At 61.9% G+C, this 17016-nt stretch carries 16 protein-coding genes; 9 read left to right on the top strand and 7 right to left on the bottom strand.

Going from position 1 to position 17016, the window contains the following annotated elements; genetic code table 11:
- Nucleotides 1-10 precede the first annotated feature (10 nt).
- The 4 genes from V9T28_RS20685 to V9T28_RS20670 form a co-directional block, all read right to left on the bottom strand.
- Entirely contained in the window at nt 11-1606 is a 1596-nt protein-coding gene (locus tag V9T28_RS20685) for a DHA2 family efflux MFS transporter permease subunit (protein WP_116401846.1), read from the bottom strand.
- 6 nt (nt 1607-1612) lie between these two features.
- Complete coding sequence (locus tag V9T28_RS20680) at nt 1613-2722, bottom strand: HlyD family secretion protein (protein ID WP_116401845.1); 1110 nt, start codon at nt 2720-2722, stop codon at nt 1613-1615.
- Nucleotides 2719-3402 carry a TetR/AcrR family transcriptional regulator gene (locus V9T28_RS20675; protein WP_116401844.1) on the bottom strand — a complete coding sequence of 228 codons (684 nt, stop codon included), beginning with the start codon at nt 3400-3402 and terminating at the stop codon, nt 2719-2721. Before V9T28_RS20675 ends, V9T28_RS20680 begins: the two co-directional genes overlap by 4 nt.
- A gap of 82 nt (nt 3403-3484) precedes the next feature.
- Nucleotides 3485-3967 (bottom strand): Lrp/AsnC family transcriptional regulator, encoded by a 483-nt coding sequence (locus V9T28_RS20670; protein WP_116401843.1) that lies wholly within the window; start codon nt 3965-3967, stop codon nt 3485-3487.
- Nucleotides 3968-4056: 89 nt separating this feature from the next.
- On the opposite strand from V9T28_RS20670, the gene V9T28_RS20665 reads away from it, so the two are divergent.
- Nucleotides 4057-5013 (top strand): DMT family transporter, encoded by a 957-nt coding sequence (locus tag V9T28_RS20665; protein ID WP_116401936.1) that lies wholly within the window; start codon nt 4057-4059, stop codon nt 5011-5013.
- 30 nt (nt 5014-5043) lie between these two features.
- Here the strand turns inward: V9T28_RS20665 and V9T28_RS20660 are convergent, their stop codons facing one another.
- Entirely contained in the window at nt 5044-6660 is a 1617-nt protein-coding gene (locus V9T28_RS20660) for a glucan biosynthesis protein (protein ID WP_116401842.1), read from the bottom strand.
- 168 nt (nt 6661-6828) lie between these two features.
- Between V9T28_RS20660 and V9T28_RS20655 the strand changes: the two genes are divergently transcribed.
- The 5 genes from V9T28_RS20655 to V9T28_RS20635 all read left to right on the top strand — a co-directional run bounded on the left by V9T28_RS20655 (nt 6829) and on the right by V9T28_RS20635 (nt 12539).
- Complete coding sequence (locus tag V9T28_RS20655) at nt 6829-7248, top strand: DUF3224 domain-containing protein (protein WP_116401841.1); 420 nt, start codon at nt 6829-6831, stop codon at nt 7246-7248.
- A gap of 582 nt (nt 7249-7830) precedes the next feature.
- On the top strand, nt 7831-8973 hold the full coding sequence (locus V9T28_RS20650) for a type III PLP-dependent enzyme (protein WP_116401840.1): 1143 nt from the start codon (nt 7831-7833) through the stop codon (nt 8971-8973).
- A gap of 103 nt (nt 8974-9076) precedes the next feature.
- Nucleotides 9077-9697, top strand: coding sequence for a GNAT family N-acetyltransferase (locus tag V9T28_RS20645; RefSeq protein WP_245424164.1), 621 nt, complete (start codon nt 9077-9079; stop codon nt 9695-9697).
- Between the two features lie 196 nt (nt 9698-9893).
- Nucleotides 9894-11327 carry a homospermidine synthase gene (locus V9T28_RS20640; RefSeq protein WP_116401839.1) on the top strand — a complete coding sequence of 478 codons (1434 nt, stop codon included), beginning with the start codon at nt 9894-9896 and terminating at the stop codon, nt 11325-11327.
- 186 nt (nt 11328-11513) lie between these two features.
- Nucleotides 11514-12539 (top strand): SPFH domain-containing protein, encoded by a 1026-nt coding sequence (locus tag V9T28_RS20635; protein ID WP_158554848.1) that lies wholly within the window; start codon nt 11514-11516, stop codon nt 12537-12539.
- Nucleotides 12540-12850: 311 nt separating this feature from the next.
- Here V9T28_RS20635 and V9T28_RS20630 read toward each other — a convergent pair whose 3' ends face one another.
- Nucleotides 12851-13591 carry an acetoacetate decarboxylase gene (locus V9T28_RS20630; protein WP_116401934.1) on the bottom strand — a complete coding sequence of 247 codons (741 nt, stop codon included), beginning with the start codon at nt 13589-13591 and terminating at the stop codon, nt 12851-12853.
- 111 nt (nt 13592-13702) lie between these two features.
- On the opposite strand from V9T28_RS20630, the gene V9T28_RS20625 reads away from it, so the two are divergent.
- Complete coding sequence (locus V9T28_RS20625) at nt 13703-14680, top strand: 2-hydroxyacid dehydrogenase (protein WP_116401837.1); 978 nt, start codon at nt 13703-13705, stop codon at nt 14678-14680.
- Nucleotides 14681-14815: 135 nt separating this feature from the next.
- Nucleotides 14816-15238: an AprI/Inh family metalloprotease inhibitor gene (locus tag V9T28_RS20620; protein ID WP_116401836.1), complete on the top strand. Its 423-nt coding sequence runs from the start codon at nt 14816-14818 to the stop codon at nt 15236-15238.
- A 154-nt stretch (nt 15239-15392) separates the two neighbouring features.
- On the opposite strand, the gene denD is transcribed toward V9T28_RS20620, so the two are convergent.
- Entirely contained in the window at nt 15393-16376 is a 984-nt protein-coding gene (gene denD / locus V9T28_RS20615) for a D-erythronate dehydrogenase (protein ID WP_116401835.1), read from the bottom strand.
- A gap of 228 nt (nt 16377-16604) precedes the next feature.
- Between denD and V9T28_RS20610 the strand changes: the two genes are divergently transcribed.
- Nucleotides 16605-16949 carry a septal ring lytic transglycosylase RlpA family protein gene (locus tag V9T28_RS20610; RefSeq protein WP_245424176.1) on the top strand — a complete coding sequence of 115 codons (345 nt, stop codon included), beginning with the start codon at nt 16605-16607 and terminating at the stop codon, nt 16947-16949.
- Nucleotides 16950-17016 lie beyond the last annotated feature (67 nt).

Genomic DNA, 17016 nt, shown 5'->3' with positions numbered 1-17016 from the left:
ATCGCCGCAGTCAATGGGCCGGTGGCGCGCCGGCGCTTGGCGAAGCCTTGCGCAGCAGGAAGACGAGCGGAATCAGCGCCATGAAGACGATGCCGAGCAGACGGAACGTGTCGATATACGACAACAGCGCCGCTTGGCCCTGCAAGGTCGAGTAGAGAAAGCCCTGCGCCTGCTGCAGCGATCCGCTCGCGTCGCCCGATTGTCCGACGAACAGGCGTTGCAACGGCTGGACCGCGTTGTCGTAAAGGTCGCTGTACGGGTTGACGTGGCTGACAAGCGTGTTCTGATGCACCTGCTGCATGCGGTCGATCATCGTGTTGGTGAGCGAGATGCCGAAGCTGCCGCCAAGATTGCGCATCATGTTGATGAGGCCCGATGCATCGTTGTTCTTCTCGCGCGGCACGCCGACATAGGCGACCGCACTGATCGGGATGAACAGGAAGGGCAGGCCGATCGATTGAAAGGCGCGGGCAAAGGCGAATGTGTAATAGTCGGCGTCGAGATAGAAACGTGTCATATACAGAGTGCCGAGCGACGTCGCGGCGAGGCCGAAGGTGATCAGCACGCGCGTGTCGATCAGCCCGACCGTCCTACCGACGACCGGCATCATGACGAAGGCGACGACACCGCCCCACGAAAGAACGAGGCCGGCGTCGGTTGCTGTGTAGCCCATCAGACTTTGCACGAATTGCGGCACCAATTGCGTGCTGCTGTTTAGGATGAAGCCCAACATGAACATCATGAGATTGCCGATCGCAAAATTGCGATTGAGCAGCAGGCGCAAGTCAACCAGCGGATCCTTGCGCACCAATCCCCAAACAACAAAGCCGATGAGGCTCGCCGTCGCGATCATGCTGAGCCAGAAGATGAAGCTCGAGCCCCACCAGTCGTCTTCCTGGCCTTTGTCGAGCACGACCTGCAAGGTCGACATGCCGACGGCGAGGAAGGCGAAGCCGATCACGTCGAAGCGGACGCCGTTGACAAGCCGCGCCGCGCGGGCCGCGACCCAATCCAGCGGGTCGAAGATAACTTGCAGCGCGAGCAGCGTGACGGCGATGCCGACCGGAACGTTGAGCAAGAACACCCAGCGCCAGGAAAAACTGTCGGTGATCCAGCCGCCGAGCGTCGGTCCGATCGCGGGCGCTACGACAACGGCGATGCCGTACATGGCAAAGGCTTGGCCCCGCTTATTCGGCGGAAAGGCATCCGCGATGATCGCGAGCGCACTCGGCTGCAAGCCGCCACCAACTGCGCCCTGCAGCGCGCGAAAGACCGTCAAAAGCCCTAAGTTCGGCGCGATGCCGCACAGAAGCGACGTGATGCTGAATCCGACGATGCAACCGAGGAAATACCGTCTGCGGCCTAGCGTGGCGGAGAGCCAGCTGCTCATCGGCAGAACGATGGCGTTGGCCGCCAGATAAGAGGTCAGCACCCAAGTCGATTCGCTTTGGCTCGCCGCAAGATTGCCGGCGATATGTTGCAGGGCGACGTTCGCGATCGATATGTCGAGAACTTCCATGAAAGCCGCACAGCCGACGGTCAGCGCGACAATCCACGGATTGACGGAACGATGCTCCGGTATCGCAAGGACGGCTGCGTCGGTCATGATCGTTCACCGCACTTTCACGCTCGGCACGACCGACATGCCGGGGCCCAAGGGCAATTGCGGATCCGGCGCATCGTCGAACATGATCTTAACCGGGACCCGTTGGACGACCTTGACGTAATTGCCGGTGGCATTCTCCGGCGGCAGCAAGCTGAAGGCCGCGCCACTACCCGGCTGGAAACTGTCCACGTGACCGTTGAAAGTCTTGCCGGGAAAGGCGTCGATGGCCATCTCGACATGCTGGCCGACACGCATCGTGTCGAGCTGCGTCTCTTTGAAATTCGCCGTCACCCAGACGTGCGTGGGGACGAGCGCCATGAGATTTTGCCCGACTTGCACATAGTTGCCGGGCGAGACGTTGAGACGCGCGACGCGGCCGTCAGGCGCCGCTGAAATCTTGGTGTAGGAGAGGTTGAGCCGTGCCTGTTCGACCTGGGCCGCGGCGCTGTCGAGATTGGCCTGTGCGGCGGCGATCTGGCTGTCGGCGACCGCCAGCAGCGCCTCGTCCGCCGCATGTTTCTTCTGAGCCGCCGTCAGATTCGCGGCGGTACTCTCGGCGTTCGCGGTGGAATTATCGAGCTGCTGGGCCGAGATCGCATGGGCCGCCACTTGCTCCTGATCGCGCTTCAGCTGAATTGCCGCGACGGCGGCATTGGCGCGGGCCACATCGATCTGCGCGAGCGACTGGGCGGCATTCACGTCATCGACCGCGCGCTGCGCCTTGCTCTGCACCAGATTTGCCGCTGCGCTGGCCTGCTGCGCAAGCGCCTGGTCGAGGCTTGCCTGGAACGTGGCGGGATCGAGTTCGACCAGCACCTGTCCGGCCGCCACCGTTTCATTGTCGTTGACCAGCACGCGCACCACGCGGCCTCCCACTTGCGGTGCGACCTGCGTGACGCGCACGTCGATGAAGGCATCGTCGGTCGATTCCCAGTCCCGCGTCTGCAGCCACCAATCGACGCTCCCAGCGATGATCGCGGCAAGCAGGAGGAGGAAGATGATGAGACGCGGCCAGAGGCGACGTTTCTGCGCTGCCGCAGGGGCCGTCGTGACATTGCTCCGTTCCATCTCGCTCGGTTCGGCTGTTGCGACAGCCGCAGGTTGCTCGTCGCTCATTTTGCGGCTCCAACTTCGGGCTGATCAAGGCTCTGCGGCATCGGCTCACCCGGTGCGAGTCCGTGCGCGAGAATATCGAGAAGGGTGCGGCACAATGCATTGGCGTCGATCGCCTGACCGGTGACCGGATAGAACGAATGTTGCCACAGCATGGTGAGCAGCATTGGTCCGACGATGCAATCGATGGTCCGCTCAACGTCCATCGTCCGGAATTCGCCGCTCTGCATGCCCGACTGCAGCACACGCCGAAACTGCTGCCGGCCGCGGTTGATGACTTCGTCGAAATAGAAGCGGGTGATTTCGGGAAAGTTTCCCGCCTCTGCCAGCACGATCTTGGGAATCGAACTGGCCGGCGTCATGATGCCCTTGGACCATTCGGTCAAGAGCAGTGCGAGAACTTTGCGCGCGGGCGCCGAAGAGCTTTCGACGAGTGCTTCGGCCCGGGTGATGTTCGGCAAAATCGTTTCGCGGACAACGGCCTTGAACAGCTCGGCCTTGTTCGGAAAGTACAGATAGAGCGTCCCTTTGGTGACGCCCGCGCGTTTGGCGACATCTTCGAGCCGCGTCGCGGCAAACCCGCGCTCCACAAAACAGGCCAGCGCGGCCTCGGTGATTTCACCCGGCCGGTCCGCCTTACGCCGCCGCCACTGCGGCTCAGTTGGCGATAGCTTTTCACTCATGTAAATAACTTACCAGTCAGTTATTTATTTTGCAAGCAAATAAGGGAGGCGGGCCGCCATGTCAACTTTTCTGGAAAATGCTCTATCGCAGCGGCGGCAGGCGCGGTTTGACCGAGGCGGATTTGATCACCGCGGTGCTGGTTACGGCGTGATCGGAGAGCCCCTCCAACACGTCGTCCATTTCCTCGATCGAGCGCACCACGAGCCGGGCAAGAAAGGGGTCGTCGCCGGTGATCTTATCGCAGGCGATGAATTGCGGGGTTTCCTGAATCAGCTTTCCGACGAGATGCAGTTTGCCGGGCAGGGGGCGGATCCGCACCAGCGCCGAAATTTGGTAGCCAAGCGCGCGCGGATCGAGATCAAGCGTGTAGGCGCGAATAACCTGGGCATTTTCCAGCCGCCGCAGCCGATCCGAGACGCTTGGTGCCGACATGCCGACAAGGCGGGCAAGATCGCTCACCGGCAGCCGGGCATTTTCATCGAGCAGGGCAATGAGCTTGCAATCGACCTCGTCCAGCGACGCGGCATCAAATTGCAGGTTCTTTGACGATCTAGCCTTCGACATGCAGAGACCTTGGCACGTTTTCCTTAATATCGCTATGTAAAACGCACGATCTGCGCGCGATGATGAGGGCATTCAGCAGCGAGTTCATCATGCCGATCGGAATCCTTGCCGGCCTCCTCACTTGCGCGCTATGGGGACTGACCTTCGTCGCGCCGCTCATTGTCGCGCCCTACACGCCGTGGGATCTCACCATCGCGCGCTACGGCATTTTTGGCGCGCTGTCGCTGCTGCTGCTCGCATTCCGCCCGTTCCGGCAAGGCCCCTGGACCTTGCCGCGATTGGTCACTGCGCTGCTACTCGGCGGTCTCTGCTACGTCGGATATTTCGTCAGCGCGGCCTTCGCCGTGCGCTTCGCCGGCGCGGCGATTCCGCCGCTGATCATCGGCCTGATGCCGGTCACGCTCGCCGCGATCGCGAATCTGCAGGAGCGGAAACTACCGTGGCGCCGGCTGTCCGTGCCGCTTGCGATGATTCTTACGGGCCTGTTGATCGTCAATCTGTCGGCGCTTTGGACTGCGCCGCCGGCAGGGCGTGGCGAGAGGTGGCTGGGCATTCTCTGCGCCGCCGCATCTCTCCTCATCTGGATCGTTTACGGCCAGGTCAATGCGTCGGCACTGCGCCGGCGGCAAAGCCCGAGTGTGCTGTCATGGACCTGTGTGCAGGGCATCGGCGCGGGGCTCGGCAGCTTGACCTTGCTGCCAGTCTCCTCCTTCGTCACCGCGCAGCATTTCGCGCCCGATACGTCCGTCCGGTTTTGGTCATGGGCGCTGATCATGGGGGTCGCCGCGTCCTGGCTGGCGGCCTATTGCTGGGCCGAGGCCTCGCGCCGCTTGCCGCTCGTCCTAGCATCGCAATTGATCGTCGCGGAAACGGTCTTCGGCTTGGCTTATGGGTTCGTCTATGCGATGCGCTGGCCGACGCCAATGGAGGCCAGCGGCGCACTGTTACAAGTCGTCGGCGTTTGCTTGGCCATCGCGCTGTTGGCCAAGCAGGAGCGTTTGGCGAACGCCGGATCGACGCCTCGCAACCCGCTTCTGGCCGAGTGACGACGGGCCGGATGCGGCAGCGGCGTCTCCTTACAGCTGATCCACCGTCCAGCGATACGTCCAGGTTTCGGTCAGCGCGCGGTTGCCGCTGCGCAGGAAGGCGCGCACGACGGTCGTTTCGCCGACCGGCAGGTCGATGTCGAAGGCGGCGCGCAGACCGTTGATCTGCGGGTTGCTCACCAGGAACGAGCCCGTCACGGTGCCATTGGTCGTGCTTGGGACCAACTCGACCATCTCCGGCGTCTTCGAGAAATAGTCGAGATCGCCGCCGGCAAAATCGATCAGGAAGCGGCGTGAGCCCGGCGTCGGCGGATCTTTCGAGCCGAGCGCGCGCGCCGGCGCGGTGAATGTGTGCTCGGTATGGCCGCCAGGTACCATGCGCTTGTCGTCGAGCATGGCGGTGATCTTGTAGCTGTAGGTCAGCGCCTTGCCCGGCTCGACCGGCGCATTCGGAATCCAGGAGGCGATAATATTGTCGGCGGTCTCGCTGTTGGTGGAGAGTTCGACGAGTTCGACCCGGCCGTCGCCCCAATCGCCATGCGGCTCGATCCAATAGGACGGCCGCGACTGATAGGCGAGTTCGAGGTCCTGATAGGTGTTGAAGGAGCGGTCGCGCTGCATCAGTCCGAAGCCGCGCACATTGTTGGCATCGAAATAGGAGACCTGCTGAATCTGCGGATTCTGCAGCGGCCGCCAGATCCACTCGCCCGTGCTCGAATGAATAAGCAGGCCATCTGAATCGTGCAGTTCCTCGCGATAATCGTCGTAACGGTTGCGGTCGTTTAGATGCCGGTCGTTCTCGCCAACGAAGAACATCGACGTCAGCGGCGCAAGGCCAATATTCACAATCTGCTTGCGCGGAAACAGGGTCACATTGATGTCGACGGCCGTCTCGTTGCTCGGATAGACGTCGAAGCGGTAGGCGCCCGTGGTCGAGGGACTGTCGAGCAGGGCATAGAGGGTCAGCCGGTCGGCATTGGCCTCCGGCGTGTCGAACCAGAATTCGCGGAAGAACGGAAATTCCTCATGGCCGTCGAGCAGCCCTGTGCCGATGCCAAGGCCTCGCGCCGAGAGGCCATATTGCTGGTCGCGGCCAAGGAAGCGGAAATAGCTTGCGCCAAGGAACGAGATCAGCTCATCCCATACTTTCGGCATGTTGAGCGGATAATGGACCCGGAAACCGGCAAAGCCGAGATTCACCGGCAGCGGCTTGTCGAATTTCGTCTTGCCGTAATCGAACAGGGACGCGGAATAAGGGATCGGCGTCACGATGCCGTCGCGGATCGTGTTGATCGTGACCGGCCGCTTATAAAGATGGCCGAGGTGGAACGTCTGCACCTGGAATTGGCCGCCGCTGCCGGCGAGCAGCGCCTTTTCGGGCCGGAAGCGGATGTCACGCCAGGCGTCGAAATCGAGTTTCTCCAGGGCCGGCGGCAGGGGCGGGATCGTCGCGTCGAAGGGGGCGGACGAGAGGTCCTGCGCGCGCTTCACCACATCGTCATAGCCGAATTTGGCCGGCATGCCCGGAATCTGGCCGTTTTGGCCGGCCGCTGCAGGCGTCTGTGCCGCTGCAGGCAAAATCTGGAAGGCGGTGGCTGCGCCAAGGAGGGAAACGAGACTGCGGCGGGTAAGGGTCGTTTGTACCATCGAACCTGATAACCTGAAGAAAAGAAGTCCCGGTTGCCTAATGCGGAACGGCGGCAAGAGCAACCCGACAAATGGTCCCGGGTGCTATGATGGGCCGCGGTTGAGCGTGGCTCACGCAAATGTTATGGAGGCCGGCACCGCCATCGCACGAGACGAAGAGGGTTCGACATGTCGCACAGCCAGGCCTCCGGCCAATTCGACGTTACGCTTCGTCCCGAGCCGCTCAGCGCGGTCGCCGAGACGTCCGGCATGAACCGCATGTCGCTCGACAAGAGCTATCACGGCGATCTGGCGGCGGTGAGCAAGGGAGAAATGCTGGCGTTTCGCAGCGCCATCGACGGTTCGGCCGGCTATGTGGCGATGGAAACGGTCACGGGCACCTTGCGAGGCCGCGCCGGCGCATTCGTGCTGCAGCACAGCGCGACCATGATTCGCGGCACGCCGGCGCAATCGATCGTGGTCGTTCCCGACTCAGGCACGGGCGATCTTTCCGGCCTCTCCGGCAGCCTCAAGATCACGATCACCGAGGGCCAGCACGCCTATACTTTCGAATATATGCTGCCCGAATCCGCCGAAAACGCATCGTGATGCCCGCTTTGCGGCGGGATTTTACCGCCCCGCGATAAAAAATGCGCCGCGTACCCGAAGTCGGCAAAAAAATCCTTGAAGGCTTTGGAAAAATGCGTATCTATCGCCTTGCCCAATTTCGCACGTGCCTGTGGTCGTGTGTCGGTTGGCGGGGATCCGGACAAGAGGCCGGTTAACCGCCAGATCAAAACCGGCAGCCGGAGGCGAACCGGCGAACCCCGCCAAACGGGGGACGCGACTTAAAGCAACGACGGACCGGGCTTTTTTGGTCTCTATTGCGCCTCCAAAGCGCGGTAACCGAAGAGGCTTGTCTTTCTTGCCGGGCGTGCGGTGAGGGATTCTCCCTTTCCAAACGATGGCTACGACACCGACGGCTCGCTCTCCGCTTGTCCGTCTGTATGCGTATCCAACGGCGCAGCATCGACCGATGGCAACATCGGTCACGTATGTGTCATTTGCTCCATCGCGTCTCCATCGCGTGGTGGTGTGCTGCTGCATACGAAGAGTCAATCGCTTCCGTATTTAAAACACGGAGCACCTCCCGCAGGCGAAACCTGCGGCCCTGATTTAGGGGATGCCGCCATGACTGATCGTATCCAAGAATTCTTGCGCAACCGACGCGAAGCAGGCCGCGACACCGGCCCTTGCGTGGTTGTCGACCTTGAAGTCATCCGCGACAATTACACCACCTTCGCCAAGGCGATGCCCGACACCCGCGTCTTCTATGCGGTGAAGGCCAATCCGGCTCCGGCGGTGCTCGATCTGCTCGCCCGTCTCGGCTCGTGCTTCGACACGGCTTCGGTGGTCGAAATCCAGCAGGTGCTCGCGACCGGCGCGAGCCCCGATCGCATCTCGTTCGGCAACACGATCAAGAAGGAGCGCGACATCAAGCGCGCCTATGAACTCGGCATCCGCCTGTTCGCGGTCGATTCGGACGTCGAAGTCGAGAAGGTCGCCCGTGCCGCCCCTGGCTCGAAAGTGTTCTGCCGCATTCTGTGCGACGGTGACGGCGCCGAATGGCCGCTGTCGCGCAAGTTCGGCTGCGCGCCCGAAATGGCGCCGCGCGTGCTCGAACTCGCGCATCGCCTCGGCCTCAACGCCTATGGCCTGTCGTTCCATGTCGGATCGCAGCAGGGCAACCCACGCATGTGGGACGGCGCGTTGAAGTCGTCGTCGGCGATCTTCAAGGACCTGGCCGAGCGTGGCATCCAGTTGCAGATGGTCAATCTGGGCGGTGGTTTCCCGACCAAATACCTCAAGAATGTGCCGGCCGTGAAGGCTTACGGCGAAGCGATCTTCCGCTCGCTCAAGAAGCATTTCGGCAACCGCCTCCCCGAGACGATCATCGAGCCGGGCCGCGGCATGGTGGGCAATGCCGGCATCATCGAGGCGGAAGTCGTTCTGATCTCGAAGAAGTCCGACGAGGACAAGATGCGCTGGGTCTATCTCGACATCGGCAAGTTCAACGGCCTCGCCGAGACGATGGACGAGATGATCCGCTATCCGATCCGCACCGCGTTCGACGGCGATGCGAAGGAGCCGTGCATCATCGCGGGCCCCACCTGCGATTCGGTCGACGTGCTGTACGAGAAGGCGCCGTATGACCTGCCGATCAGCCTGGAAATCGGCACGAAAGTGCTGATCGAAGGGACGGGCGCCTATACGACCACCTATTCGGCCTGCGAGTTCAACGGCTTCCCGCCGCTCGAAACGCACGTGATCTGACAAAGGACCGCGACCGTTCCGGTCGCCGTCCGCTTTCGCTCTTTCCCTGGTTCCTGAAGCCTCACCCGAGGCGCGAGGATCGTCCTGCCCGATGGAGGCAAAGATGACCTTGATGTTTGACGTGCGCGCGCTGCGCGCCGCGCCGCATCTCCTGCCGCCGCAAACCAATGCGCGCATTGCCGATCCCATCCGTGTGCGCGACGAAACCGCGCGGGACGTGGCTGCGCGCGAGCGGCTTCTCGATGCCGCCATGGGTCCGCAGCGGTTCGAGAAATCGAGCGAGCGTCTGCGCGAAGGCCGCTTGGCCGCGCAGGGGTTGTCCGTCGTCGCCACGCATGGCGATACGCTGGTTGGCACGGTGCGCTTGTGGCACGTCGATGCCGGCGGCGTGCCGGCCTTGCTGCTCGGCCCGCTCGCGGTCGATAGCGCCCATCGCGCCCATGGCATCGGCGGCCGGCTGATGGATGCGGCGATCGCGCGCGCCAAGGCCGATGGCCACAAGGCGATTCTGCTGGTGGGCGATGCCCCCTATTACCAGCGCTTCGGCTTCGATGCGGCGCTCACGGGCAAGCTCGACATGCCCGGGCCGACGGACCGGGCGCGTTTTCTCGCCCTGGAGCTGGAACAAGGCGTGCTCGCCGGCGCGAAAGGCAAGGTCCGCCCGACCGGCGCCCTGCACATGCGCCGCCGCCCATCCGCCCGGAAGGCTCGCCGGGCCGCATAACCTGCCGTGCCGCTCACGTCCGACGCTCCACCCGGGGTTGCCGCGCGTGGAGCCGGCCGGCGTTGCGCGTTCGGCAAGCCCCCCGGGGCGAGAATGCCCCTTTCACACGGATGTCACAAAATATCTATGTGACACGTCTTGACCCCATGCGCGCATCTTGCTTTGAACGCGCAGTTTTCTTGTGGAGTTGCCCCTGATGTCTCAATGGCCCGTTCATGCCACCATTTCCGGCCCGATCGTGATGATCGGCTTTGGCTCCATCGGCAAAGGCACCTTGCCGCTGATCGAGCGGCATTTCCATTTTGACAAATCCCGCTTCATCGTCATCGACCCGGACGATACCGACCGCGCATTGCTCGACGAGCGCGGCATCGCCTTCAAGAAGCTGGCGCTCACCAAGGACAATTACCGCGAGGCGCTCGTGCCGCTGCTCACCAACGGCGACGGCCAGGGTTTCTGCGTCAACCTGTCGGTCGATACGTCCTCGCTCGCCATTATGGAACTCTGCCGCGAGATCGGCGCGCTTTACATCGATACGGTGGTCGAGCCGTGGCCGGGCTTCTATTTCGACAAAAACATGGGTCCTGAGGCGCGCACCAACTATGCCCTGCGTGAAACCGTGCTGGCCGCCCGGCGCAAGAACCCCGGCGGCACGACGGCGGTTTCCTGCTGCGGCGCCAATCCCGGCATGGTGTCGTGGTTCGTCAAGCAGGCGCTCGTCAACCTCGCCAAGGACCTGGGCCGCAGCGATCCCGAGCCGACGACCAAGGAAGAATGGGCGAAATTCGCCCAAAGCCTCGGCGTGAAGGGCATTCATATCGCCGAGCGCGACACCCAGCGCGCCAAGACGCCGAAGCCTCCGGGCGTTTTCGTCAACACCTGGTCGGTCGAAGGCTTCTTGTCGGAAGGCGTGCAACCGGCCGAGCTCGGCTGGGGCACGCACGAAAAGTGGATGCCCGAGAATGCCGGCACCCATCCCACGGGCTGCGGCGCGGCGATCTACATCAACCAGCCTGGCGCCAACACCCGCGTGCGCTCCTGGACGCCGACGCCGCAGGCGCAGTTCGGCTTCCTCGTGACCCACAACGAGGCGATCTCGATCTCCGATTATTTCACCGTGCGCGAGGCCGACGGCAAAGCCGTCTACCGGCCGACCTGCCATTATGCCTATCACCCGTGCAACGATGCCGTTCTTTCGTTGCATGAAATGTTTGGCCAGGCCGGCAAAATGCAGGAGACCCACCACATCCTGACCGAGAAGGAAATTCTCGACGGGATCGACGAACTTGGCGTGCTGCTGTTCGGTCACGAGAAGAACGCCTATTGGTACGGCTCGCAGCTTTCGGTGGGAGAAACCCGCCGCATCGCGCCCTATCAGAACGCGACGGGCATGCAGGTGACCTCGGCCGTGCTCGCCGGCATGGTGTGGGCGCTCGAGAATCCGAACGCCGGCATCGTCGAGGCGGACGAGGTGGATTATAAGCGCTGCCTCGAAGTGCAGATGCCCTATCTCGGCCCCGTGATCGGCGTCTATACCGATTGGACACCGCTCACCGATCGCCCCGGCTTTTTCCCCGAGGACATCGACGAGAGCGATCCATGGCAGTTCCGGAACGTGCTGGTGCGGTAAGCGACGTTCGCGTTCCGCGCAGCCAAATCTGAACATGTTCGATGCCGAGTCCGGGCCGCCGGGCTCGGCATTATCTTTTGGAACGAAGCGCACCGGTGTGTTGCCGCGCACCGCGCAAGACCTTCGCTGGATGCAAGAACTGGATTACTATCTGCGGCATCTCTCACCTCTCCGATGAGGTTGGCTATGGATCAGGATCACCTCCCGGCAAAACTTGCCAAGCGCGGCTCAACGATCGTCGTTCCTTTGGTTGTTTTGGCGGGCATTGCCGCCATCGGCGCGGGCTCATTTTATACGGTCAACCAGAATGAAGTCGGCGCGGTGACCAGATTCGGCCAATTGGTGAGCGCTGCTCCGGTCTCGCCGGGCCTCCACTTCAAGCTCCCCATCGCCGATACGGCGCATACGATTCGCACGTCGATCGAACGGATCAGCGTTCCGGAAATGCGCGTCAAAACCATCGACAACCAATTCGTCTCGGTGGACCTCAGCCTCACCTACCGCACCGCCGATCCGTTCAAGGCTCTGTTCCAGGTGGGCGACATGGGCTCCGGTTCGATCAACGACAAGCTCATTCCCTTCGTGCAGTCCCGCACGCTCGACGTGTTCGGACAGGTGAATGCGCTGGAAATCACTGATAAAAAGAAACAGCTGGAATCGAACATTCTGACTGCGGTGCAAACCCCGGCGATCGACCTCTTCGGCGAGCGGATCGAGGACGTGCAAATCACCAATCTGCACTACGACGAAAACTTCGAACGCAACATCCAGCAGACGGTGCAGACCCGCAATCAGCAGCTCTCGGCCGCGAATCTTCTAAAGGTCCGCGAGACCGAAGCGCAGCAAGCTGTCGCCACGGCGAAGGGCCAAGCCGATTCTGCGGCCGCGATCGCCGAAGGGCAAAAGCGTGTCGCCATCGCTCAAGCCGAGGCCGATGCACAGCGCGTCCGCCTACGTGCCGACGCCGATGCTTACGAGGTCCAGAAACGTTCGGAAGCGGAGGCCAACGCCAAGACGATCGTTGGCAACGCTGAGGCCGCGATTATCGTGGCCAAAGTCAAAGCCACGGGCTCTGCGGACGCCTACGCAGAAATCCTGCGCGCCGACGCCGCGAAAAACTGGAACGGATCGGTGCCGAGCATCCAAATGGGCGCGGGCGCCAATGCCGCCCAGCCGGTGATGGTGCTGCCGCCGATTGGCCAGAAGCCTTGATATGAATGTCGTCGTCTCAACCGATGTGATGCCTGCGATTGTTTTCGCAGGTTTGATGCTACGACATCCACGCGTCTCCCGTCATTGCGAGGAGCGAAGCGACGAAGCAATCCATCCACTTCGATCGAAAGTCTGCGGCAGCTTGTGCAGTCGCGACCAAGGGCAAAAATATGCTCGAAGCGAGCGTTGAGAGCGTTACAAATAATTAATCAGTTAGGGATGGATTGCTTCGCTTTGCTCGCAATGACGGCGGCATTTGCTTTCCGTATTTCCCCGCATAGTCTCTATGCGGGGAAGAAGGCTAGGCGATCTCACTTCTCCAGATAATCGTACACCACCTCACCGAGCCCCAGCGTCAGATCCGCCTTGAAATGCAGCGCTGAAACCACTTCGCGCACCGGCAATTTGGCGACGTCGGCCATCACGTGGTGGAACAATTGCAACTCGCCCGGTGCCGACCATGCGCCTTTCATGTTGACGTCGGTGATGTAGTAGCGCACCAGCTCGCAAATGCGCGGGCTGCCGTCCACATGCGGGATGATCTTGATGAGGAAGCTCGCCTTTTCCAGCGAAGCCTTCACCGGCGCCTGGTGGATGATCTTGTGCTTGTAGCCCATCGAGGCGTTGACGCACAGAGTGGAGCCGTAATGCAGCTTGCCGACGATCACATCGCCTTCATGGGTAATTTTCGGACTCGCCAGCTTTTTCGGAAAGCCCCAAAGTTCGCGGCCGCCAGCGATCGGCGCTTCGTCATCGAGATACATCGAATGCACATAGCCGCCGTCTTCGCCATTGAGGCGGACGGGAATGACCTGCCCGGTTTCGGTGTAATCGCCGAAGCCGGTCGAATCCGGCATGCGGATGAATTCGTATTTGACGATCGGGTCGGTGATTTCGAGCGGTTCAGGCACGACGGCGCGCAACGCGTCCATATCCGTGCGGTAGGTGATGATCATATATTCGCGATCGTAAAAACGGTACGGCCCAACCGGGTAGGCAGGGCTCGTGAGTGGCATCGCAAAGGCGGATTTCTTGACGTCTTCAATCTTCATCAGGTCATCTCCTTGATGGCGGATGGAAACTTGTAGCATAAGTTGCGCCGGTAACCGTTTCTTGTCGGCGGCCAAAAATCGAAGCCAAATGTCCGTTGGGAGCATCTTTTCATGTTCGAAGTCCTCATGCCGGCCGCTCTGAGCAATCCTCTGGTGGCGCAGGAGGTCGGAGCCAAGCTCACCTTGCATAAATTATGGGAAACGCCGGACGCGGACGCAGCTTTGAAAGAGCTGGCGCCGCGTATTCGCGGCATTCTGGCCGGCGCGCCCGGGCATCGGCGGGTCGGTGGCGAGTTTCTCGGGCAATTTCCCAATCTCGAAATCGTCAGCAGTTTCGGCGTCGGTTATGATCATATCGACGCGAAATGGGCCGCCGCCCATGGTGTCGTCGTCACCAACACGCCGGATGTGCTGAACGAAGAGGTGGCCGACACGGCCATGGGGCTGCTGCTCTCGACGCTTCGGCAATTGCCTCAGGCCGAGCGCTATCTGCGCGCGGGGAAGTGGCAGCAGGCGAATTTTCCGCTCTCGGATTCGTTGCAGGGCCGCACCATGGGCATTCTCGGCCTCGGCCGGATCGGCAAGGCGATCGCCCGGCGGGCCGAGGCTTTCGGGGTGAAAATCGCCTATCACGGCCGCAGCCGGCAGCCCGACGTGCCTTATCCGTATTATGCGACGGTGCTGGAAATGGCGGCGGCCGTCGACATTCTCATGGTCATTGCGCCGGGGGGCCCAAGCACCAAACATCTCGTCGATGCTGCGGTGTTGCGCGCGCTCGGGCCGCGCGGCGTGCTGATCAATGTGGCGCGCGGGTCGCTGGTTGATGAGGACGCACTTGTCGCGGCGCTGCAAAAGGGCGAGATCATGAGCGCCGGGCTCGACGTCTTCGCGCACGAGCCCCAAGTGCCACAAGCGCTGCTCGACATGGATCATGTCGTGCTTTTGCCCCATGTCGGCTCGGCGTCGCACCGGACCCGCGACGCTATGGCGCATCTGGTGGCCGAAAACATGCTGTCCTATGCCGCCGGCAAGGGGCCGCTCACACCCGTGGCCGAAACCCCTTGGCCGCGGCTGGAAAAGGCGGATTGACCCGGGCGGGAAGCGTGTTGGCCGCCGGCCGGCGCTCATCTGGCCGGCGGAAATTGCTCTTGCGCATCGCATGAGCTTGCGCGATAGGCTTGACCCGGCGACCTATTGGGCAAACGATATTTTTGAGGATCTTCCATGCGGCGGCTTGTTCGAGTGGCTTTTTCGGCGTTGCTCCTGGGTGCATCCGGCCTGTCCCTGGGTGTTTCGGCCCTGCATGCCGCCACCAAGCCGCGCCTCGTCGAACAGACGCCGCATAATATCGTATCTCCGGGCAGCCTCGCAGGCCGCTATCGTGTGTTTCGCGAGAACGAGAAGGACACCGGCTGCCTCGTGACCCTGGAAAGCGCGGGCCGCGGCCGTGCCTATCTTTCGCCCGCGTGCCGCGACCAGGGCATGGTCATTTTCGATCCCGTGGCCTGGTCCTACAGCGGCGGTTGGCTGGTCTTGACGGCGCGCGGGGGCCACCAGGCGCGGTTCGAGCTGGAAAATACCGGCTATTGGGTCAAGGAAGCAAAAGAAGGCGGCAAGCCGCTGATGCTGCGCAAGATCGAAGACTGACCCCTCTTTAAGCATTCAGGCCGCCTTCCTCTTCAGGCGTTGTGCCAAAGGTCGCAAAGAGCGACCTTTGGACCACTCTTCATTTTTCGCTATCGCCTTGAAAAGGCGAAAAATGAAGAAAGGAACCAACGGTCACTCTTCGTGACCGTTGGTATTAAGCTAGGCGGCCACCAAGCTCATCCTCGATATGGATGCGGATGATCTCCTCGAAACTCGCATCCGCGCGGAATCCGAGCGCCAGCGCCCGTTTCGGATCGAAGCGGCGCGGCCAGCCGGCGACCATTTGCCCGATGCGCTGATCGGGCAGCCGGCGAATCAGGTCGACCGCCTTTTGGCCGGCCACCTGCCGCAAAGCCGCGATCTGTTCCGCCACCGTCACCGCCAGGCCGGGCAGGGTGAGCGCGCGGCGCGGCCCCATCGTCTCGGTGTCGAGGGCCGCAGCGTGCAAAAGAAAGCCGACCGCCGCACGCGGTGAGGCATGCCAATGCATCACATCGTCCGGCACCGGCAGCACGGCTTCAACGCCGACCAGCGGTTCGCGGATGATGTTCGAGAAGAAGCCCGACGCCGCGAGATTGGGCTTTCCCGGCCGCACGCAAATGGTCGGGAAGCGCAGGGCAATGCCATCGACGAAGCCTTTGCGCGTGTAGTCGGAGAGCAATAATTCGCCGATCGCCTTCTGGGTGCCATAGCTGGTGAGCGGCTGGCAGAAAAACTCGTCCGCAATCGGCTCGATGAAGGGCGCGCCGAACACCGCGATGGATGAGGTGAAGACGAGCCGCGGCCGATAGGGCCCGCGCCGGGATTCCGCCCGGATCGTCTCGAGCAGGATCCGGACGCCGTCCATATTGATGGCATAGCCTTTGTCGAAATTCTCCTCGGCCTCGCCCGAGACGATGGCGGCGAGATGGAAGATCACATCCGGCCGCTCGGCGATCAGGGGTGCCGCGAAATCGGGCTGCGAAATGTCGCGGGCCAGGCAGGTGACCGGCATGCCGGCTGGCGGCGCCGACGGCTCGATCACGTCCACCAAGGTCATTTTTCCGATCTCCCGGCCGGCCAGATGGCCGTCGTTCACAAGGCGCTCGGTGAGCTTGCGCCCGACCATGCCGGCCGCGCCGAGTATCAAAATATGCATCCTGTCTCTCCACGGTTAAGCGAATATCGCGTGCGTATATGCAAATGAATCCAGGTTTCCTTGATCGAAAAACGCCTATATTTCAACGTACTTAAGGCAAAAGTCCTGACATTTCAGGCTATATCTTGACACAAAATCGCCTCATGCCTCGTTTTGACCTTATTTCGACGTGAGAACCGCGCCCTCAAAGCCTCGCCCATGCCGGTGAGTGCAAACGGAGCGGAAGTGTTGAACAAGATAATCCTAAGTGTATTATTCATATCCTCATCTATTCTATCGGCGCATGCCGCCACTTGGACGGGTAAAGCCTCCTATTATTCCGGCGGCGGCCGCACAGCGAGCGGTGCCAGGTTCAACCCCGGCGGCCTCACGGCAGCCCACCGGTCTCTCCCCTTCGGCACGCATCTTCGTGTCACCAATCTTGGCAATGGCCGCTCGGTCCAGGTGACCGTGAACGATCGCGGCCCCTTCATTCGCAGCCGCCTCATCGATATGTCGCGCGGCGCCGCCGATGCTCTCGGCTTCCGCCGCGCCGGAACCGCACGCGTCAAGATCGAAGTCGTCGAAAAGTGAGAATGGGCTGAACGGGCGGGGCCGTGCCGCTCCCCTGGGATCTATCGCCAGGACGGCCTCAGCCCGA

The organism is Methylovirgula sp. 4M-Z18 (assembly GCF_037890675.1).
Taxonomy (GTDB): Bacteria; Pseudomonadota; Alphaproteobacteria; order Rhizobiales; family Beijerinckiaceae; genus 4M-Z18.
The sequence above is the reverse complement of the archived record's forward strand: the minus strand, read 5'-3'. Positions and strand labels throughout refer to the sequence as shown.

What these genes read in the sequence shown, in the direction of transcription:
- V9T28_RS20685 (WP_116401846.1), bottom strand. Translation starts at nt 1,606, where the DNA reads ATGACCGACGCAGCCGTCCTTGCGATACCGGAGCATCGTTCCGTCAAT.
- V9T28_RS20680 (WP_116401845.1), bottom strand. Translation starts at nt 2,722, where the DNA reads ATGAGCGACGAGCAACCTGCGGCTGTCGCAACAGCCGAACCGAGCGAG.
- V9T28_RS20675 (WP_116401844.1), bottom strand. Translation starts at nt 3,402, where the DNA reads ATGAGTGAAAAGCTATCGCCAACTGAGCCGCAGTGGCGGCGGCGTAAG.
- V9T28_RS20670 (WP_116401843.1), bottom strand. Translation starts at nt 3,967, where the DNA reads ATGTCGAAGGCTAGATCGTCAAAGAACCTGCAATTTGATGCCGCGTCG.
- V9T28_RS20665 (WP_116401936.1), top strand. Translation starts at nt 4,057, where the DNA reads ATGCCGATCGGAATCCTTGCCGGCCTCCTCACTTGCGCGCTATGGGGA.
- V9T28_RS20660 (WP_116401842.1), bottom strand. Translation starts at nt 6,660, where the DNA reads ATGGTACAAACGACCCTTACCCGCCGCAGTCTCGTTTCCCTCCTTGGC.
- V9T28_RS20655 (WP_116401841.1), top strand. Translation starts at nt 6,829, where the DNA reads ATGTCGCACAGCCAGGCCTCCGGCCAATTCGACGTTACGCTTCGTCCC.
- V9T28_RS20650 (WP_116401840.1), top strand. Translation starts at nt 7,831, where the DNA reads ATGACTGATCGTATCCAAGAATTCTTGCGCAACCGACGCGAAGCAGGC.
- V9T28_RS20645 (WP_245424164.1), top strand. Translation starts at nt 9,077, where the DNA reads ATGACCTTGATGTTTGACGTGCGCGCGCTGCGCGCCGCGCCGCATCTC.
- V9T28_RS20640 (WP_116401839.1), top strand. Translation starts at nt 9,894, where the DNA reads ATGTCTCAATGGCCCGTTCATGCCACCATTTCCGGCCCGATCGTGATG.
- V9T28_RS20635 (WP_158554848.1), top strand. Translation starts at nt 11,514, where the DNA reads ATGGATCAGGATCACCTCCCGGCAAAACTTGCCAAGCGCGGCTCAACG.
- V9T28_RS20630 (WP_116401934.1), bottom strand. Translation starts at nt 13,591, where the DNA reads ATGAAGATTGAAGACGTCAAGAAATCCGCCTTTGCGATGCCACTCACG.
- V9T28_RS20625 (WP_116401837.1), top strand. Translation starts at nt 13,703, where the DNA reads ATGTTCGAAGTCCTCATGCCGGCCGCTCTGAGCAATCCTCTGGTGGCG.
- V9T28_RS20620 (WP_116401836.1), top strand. Translation starts at nt 14,816, where the DNA reads ATGCGGCGGCTTGTTCGAGTGGCTTTTTCGGCGTTGCTCCTGGGTGCA.
- denD (WP_116401835.1), bottom strand. Translation starts at nt 16,376, where the DNA reads ATGCATATTTTGATACTCGGCGCGGCCGGCATGGTCGGGCGCAAGCTC.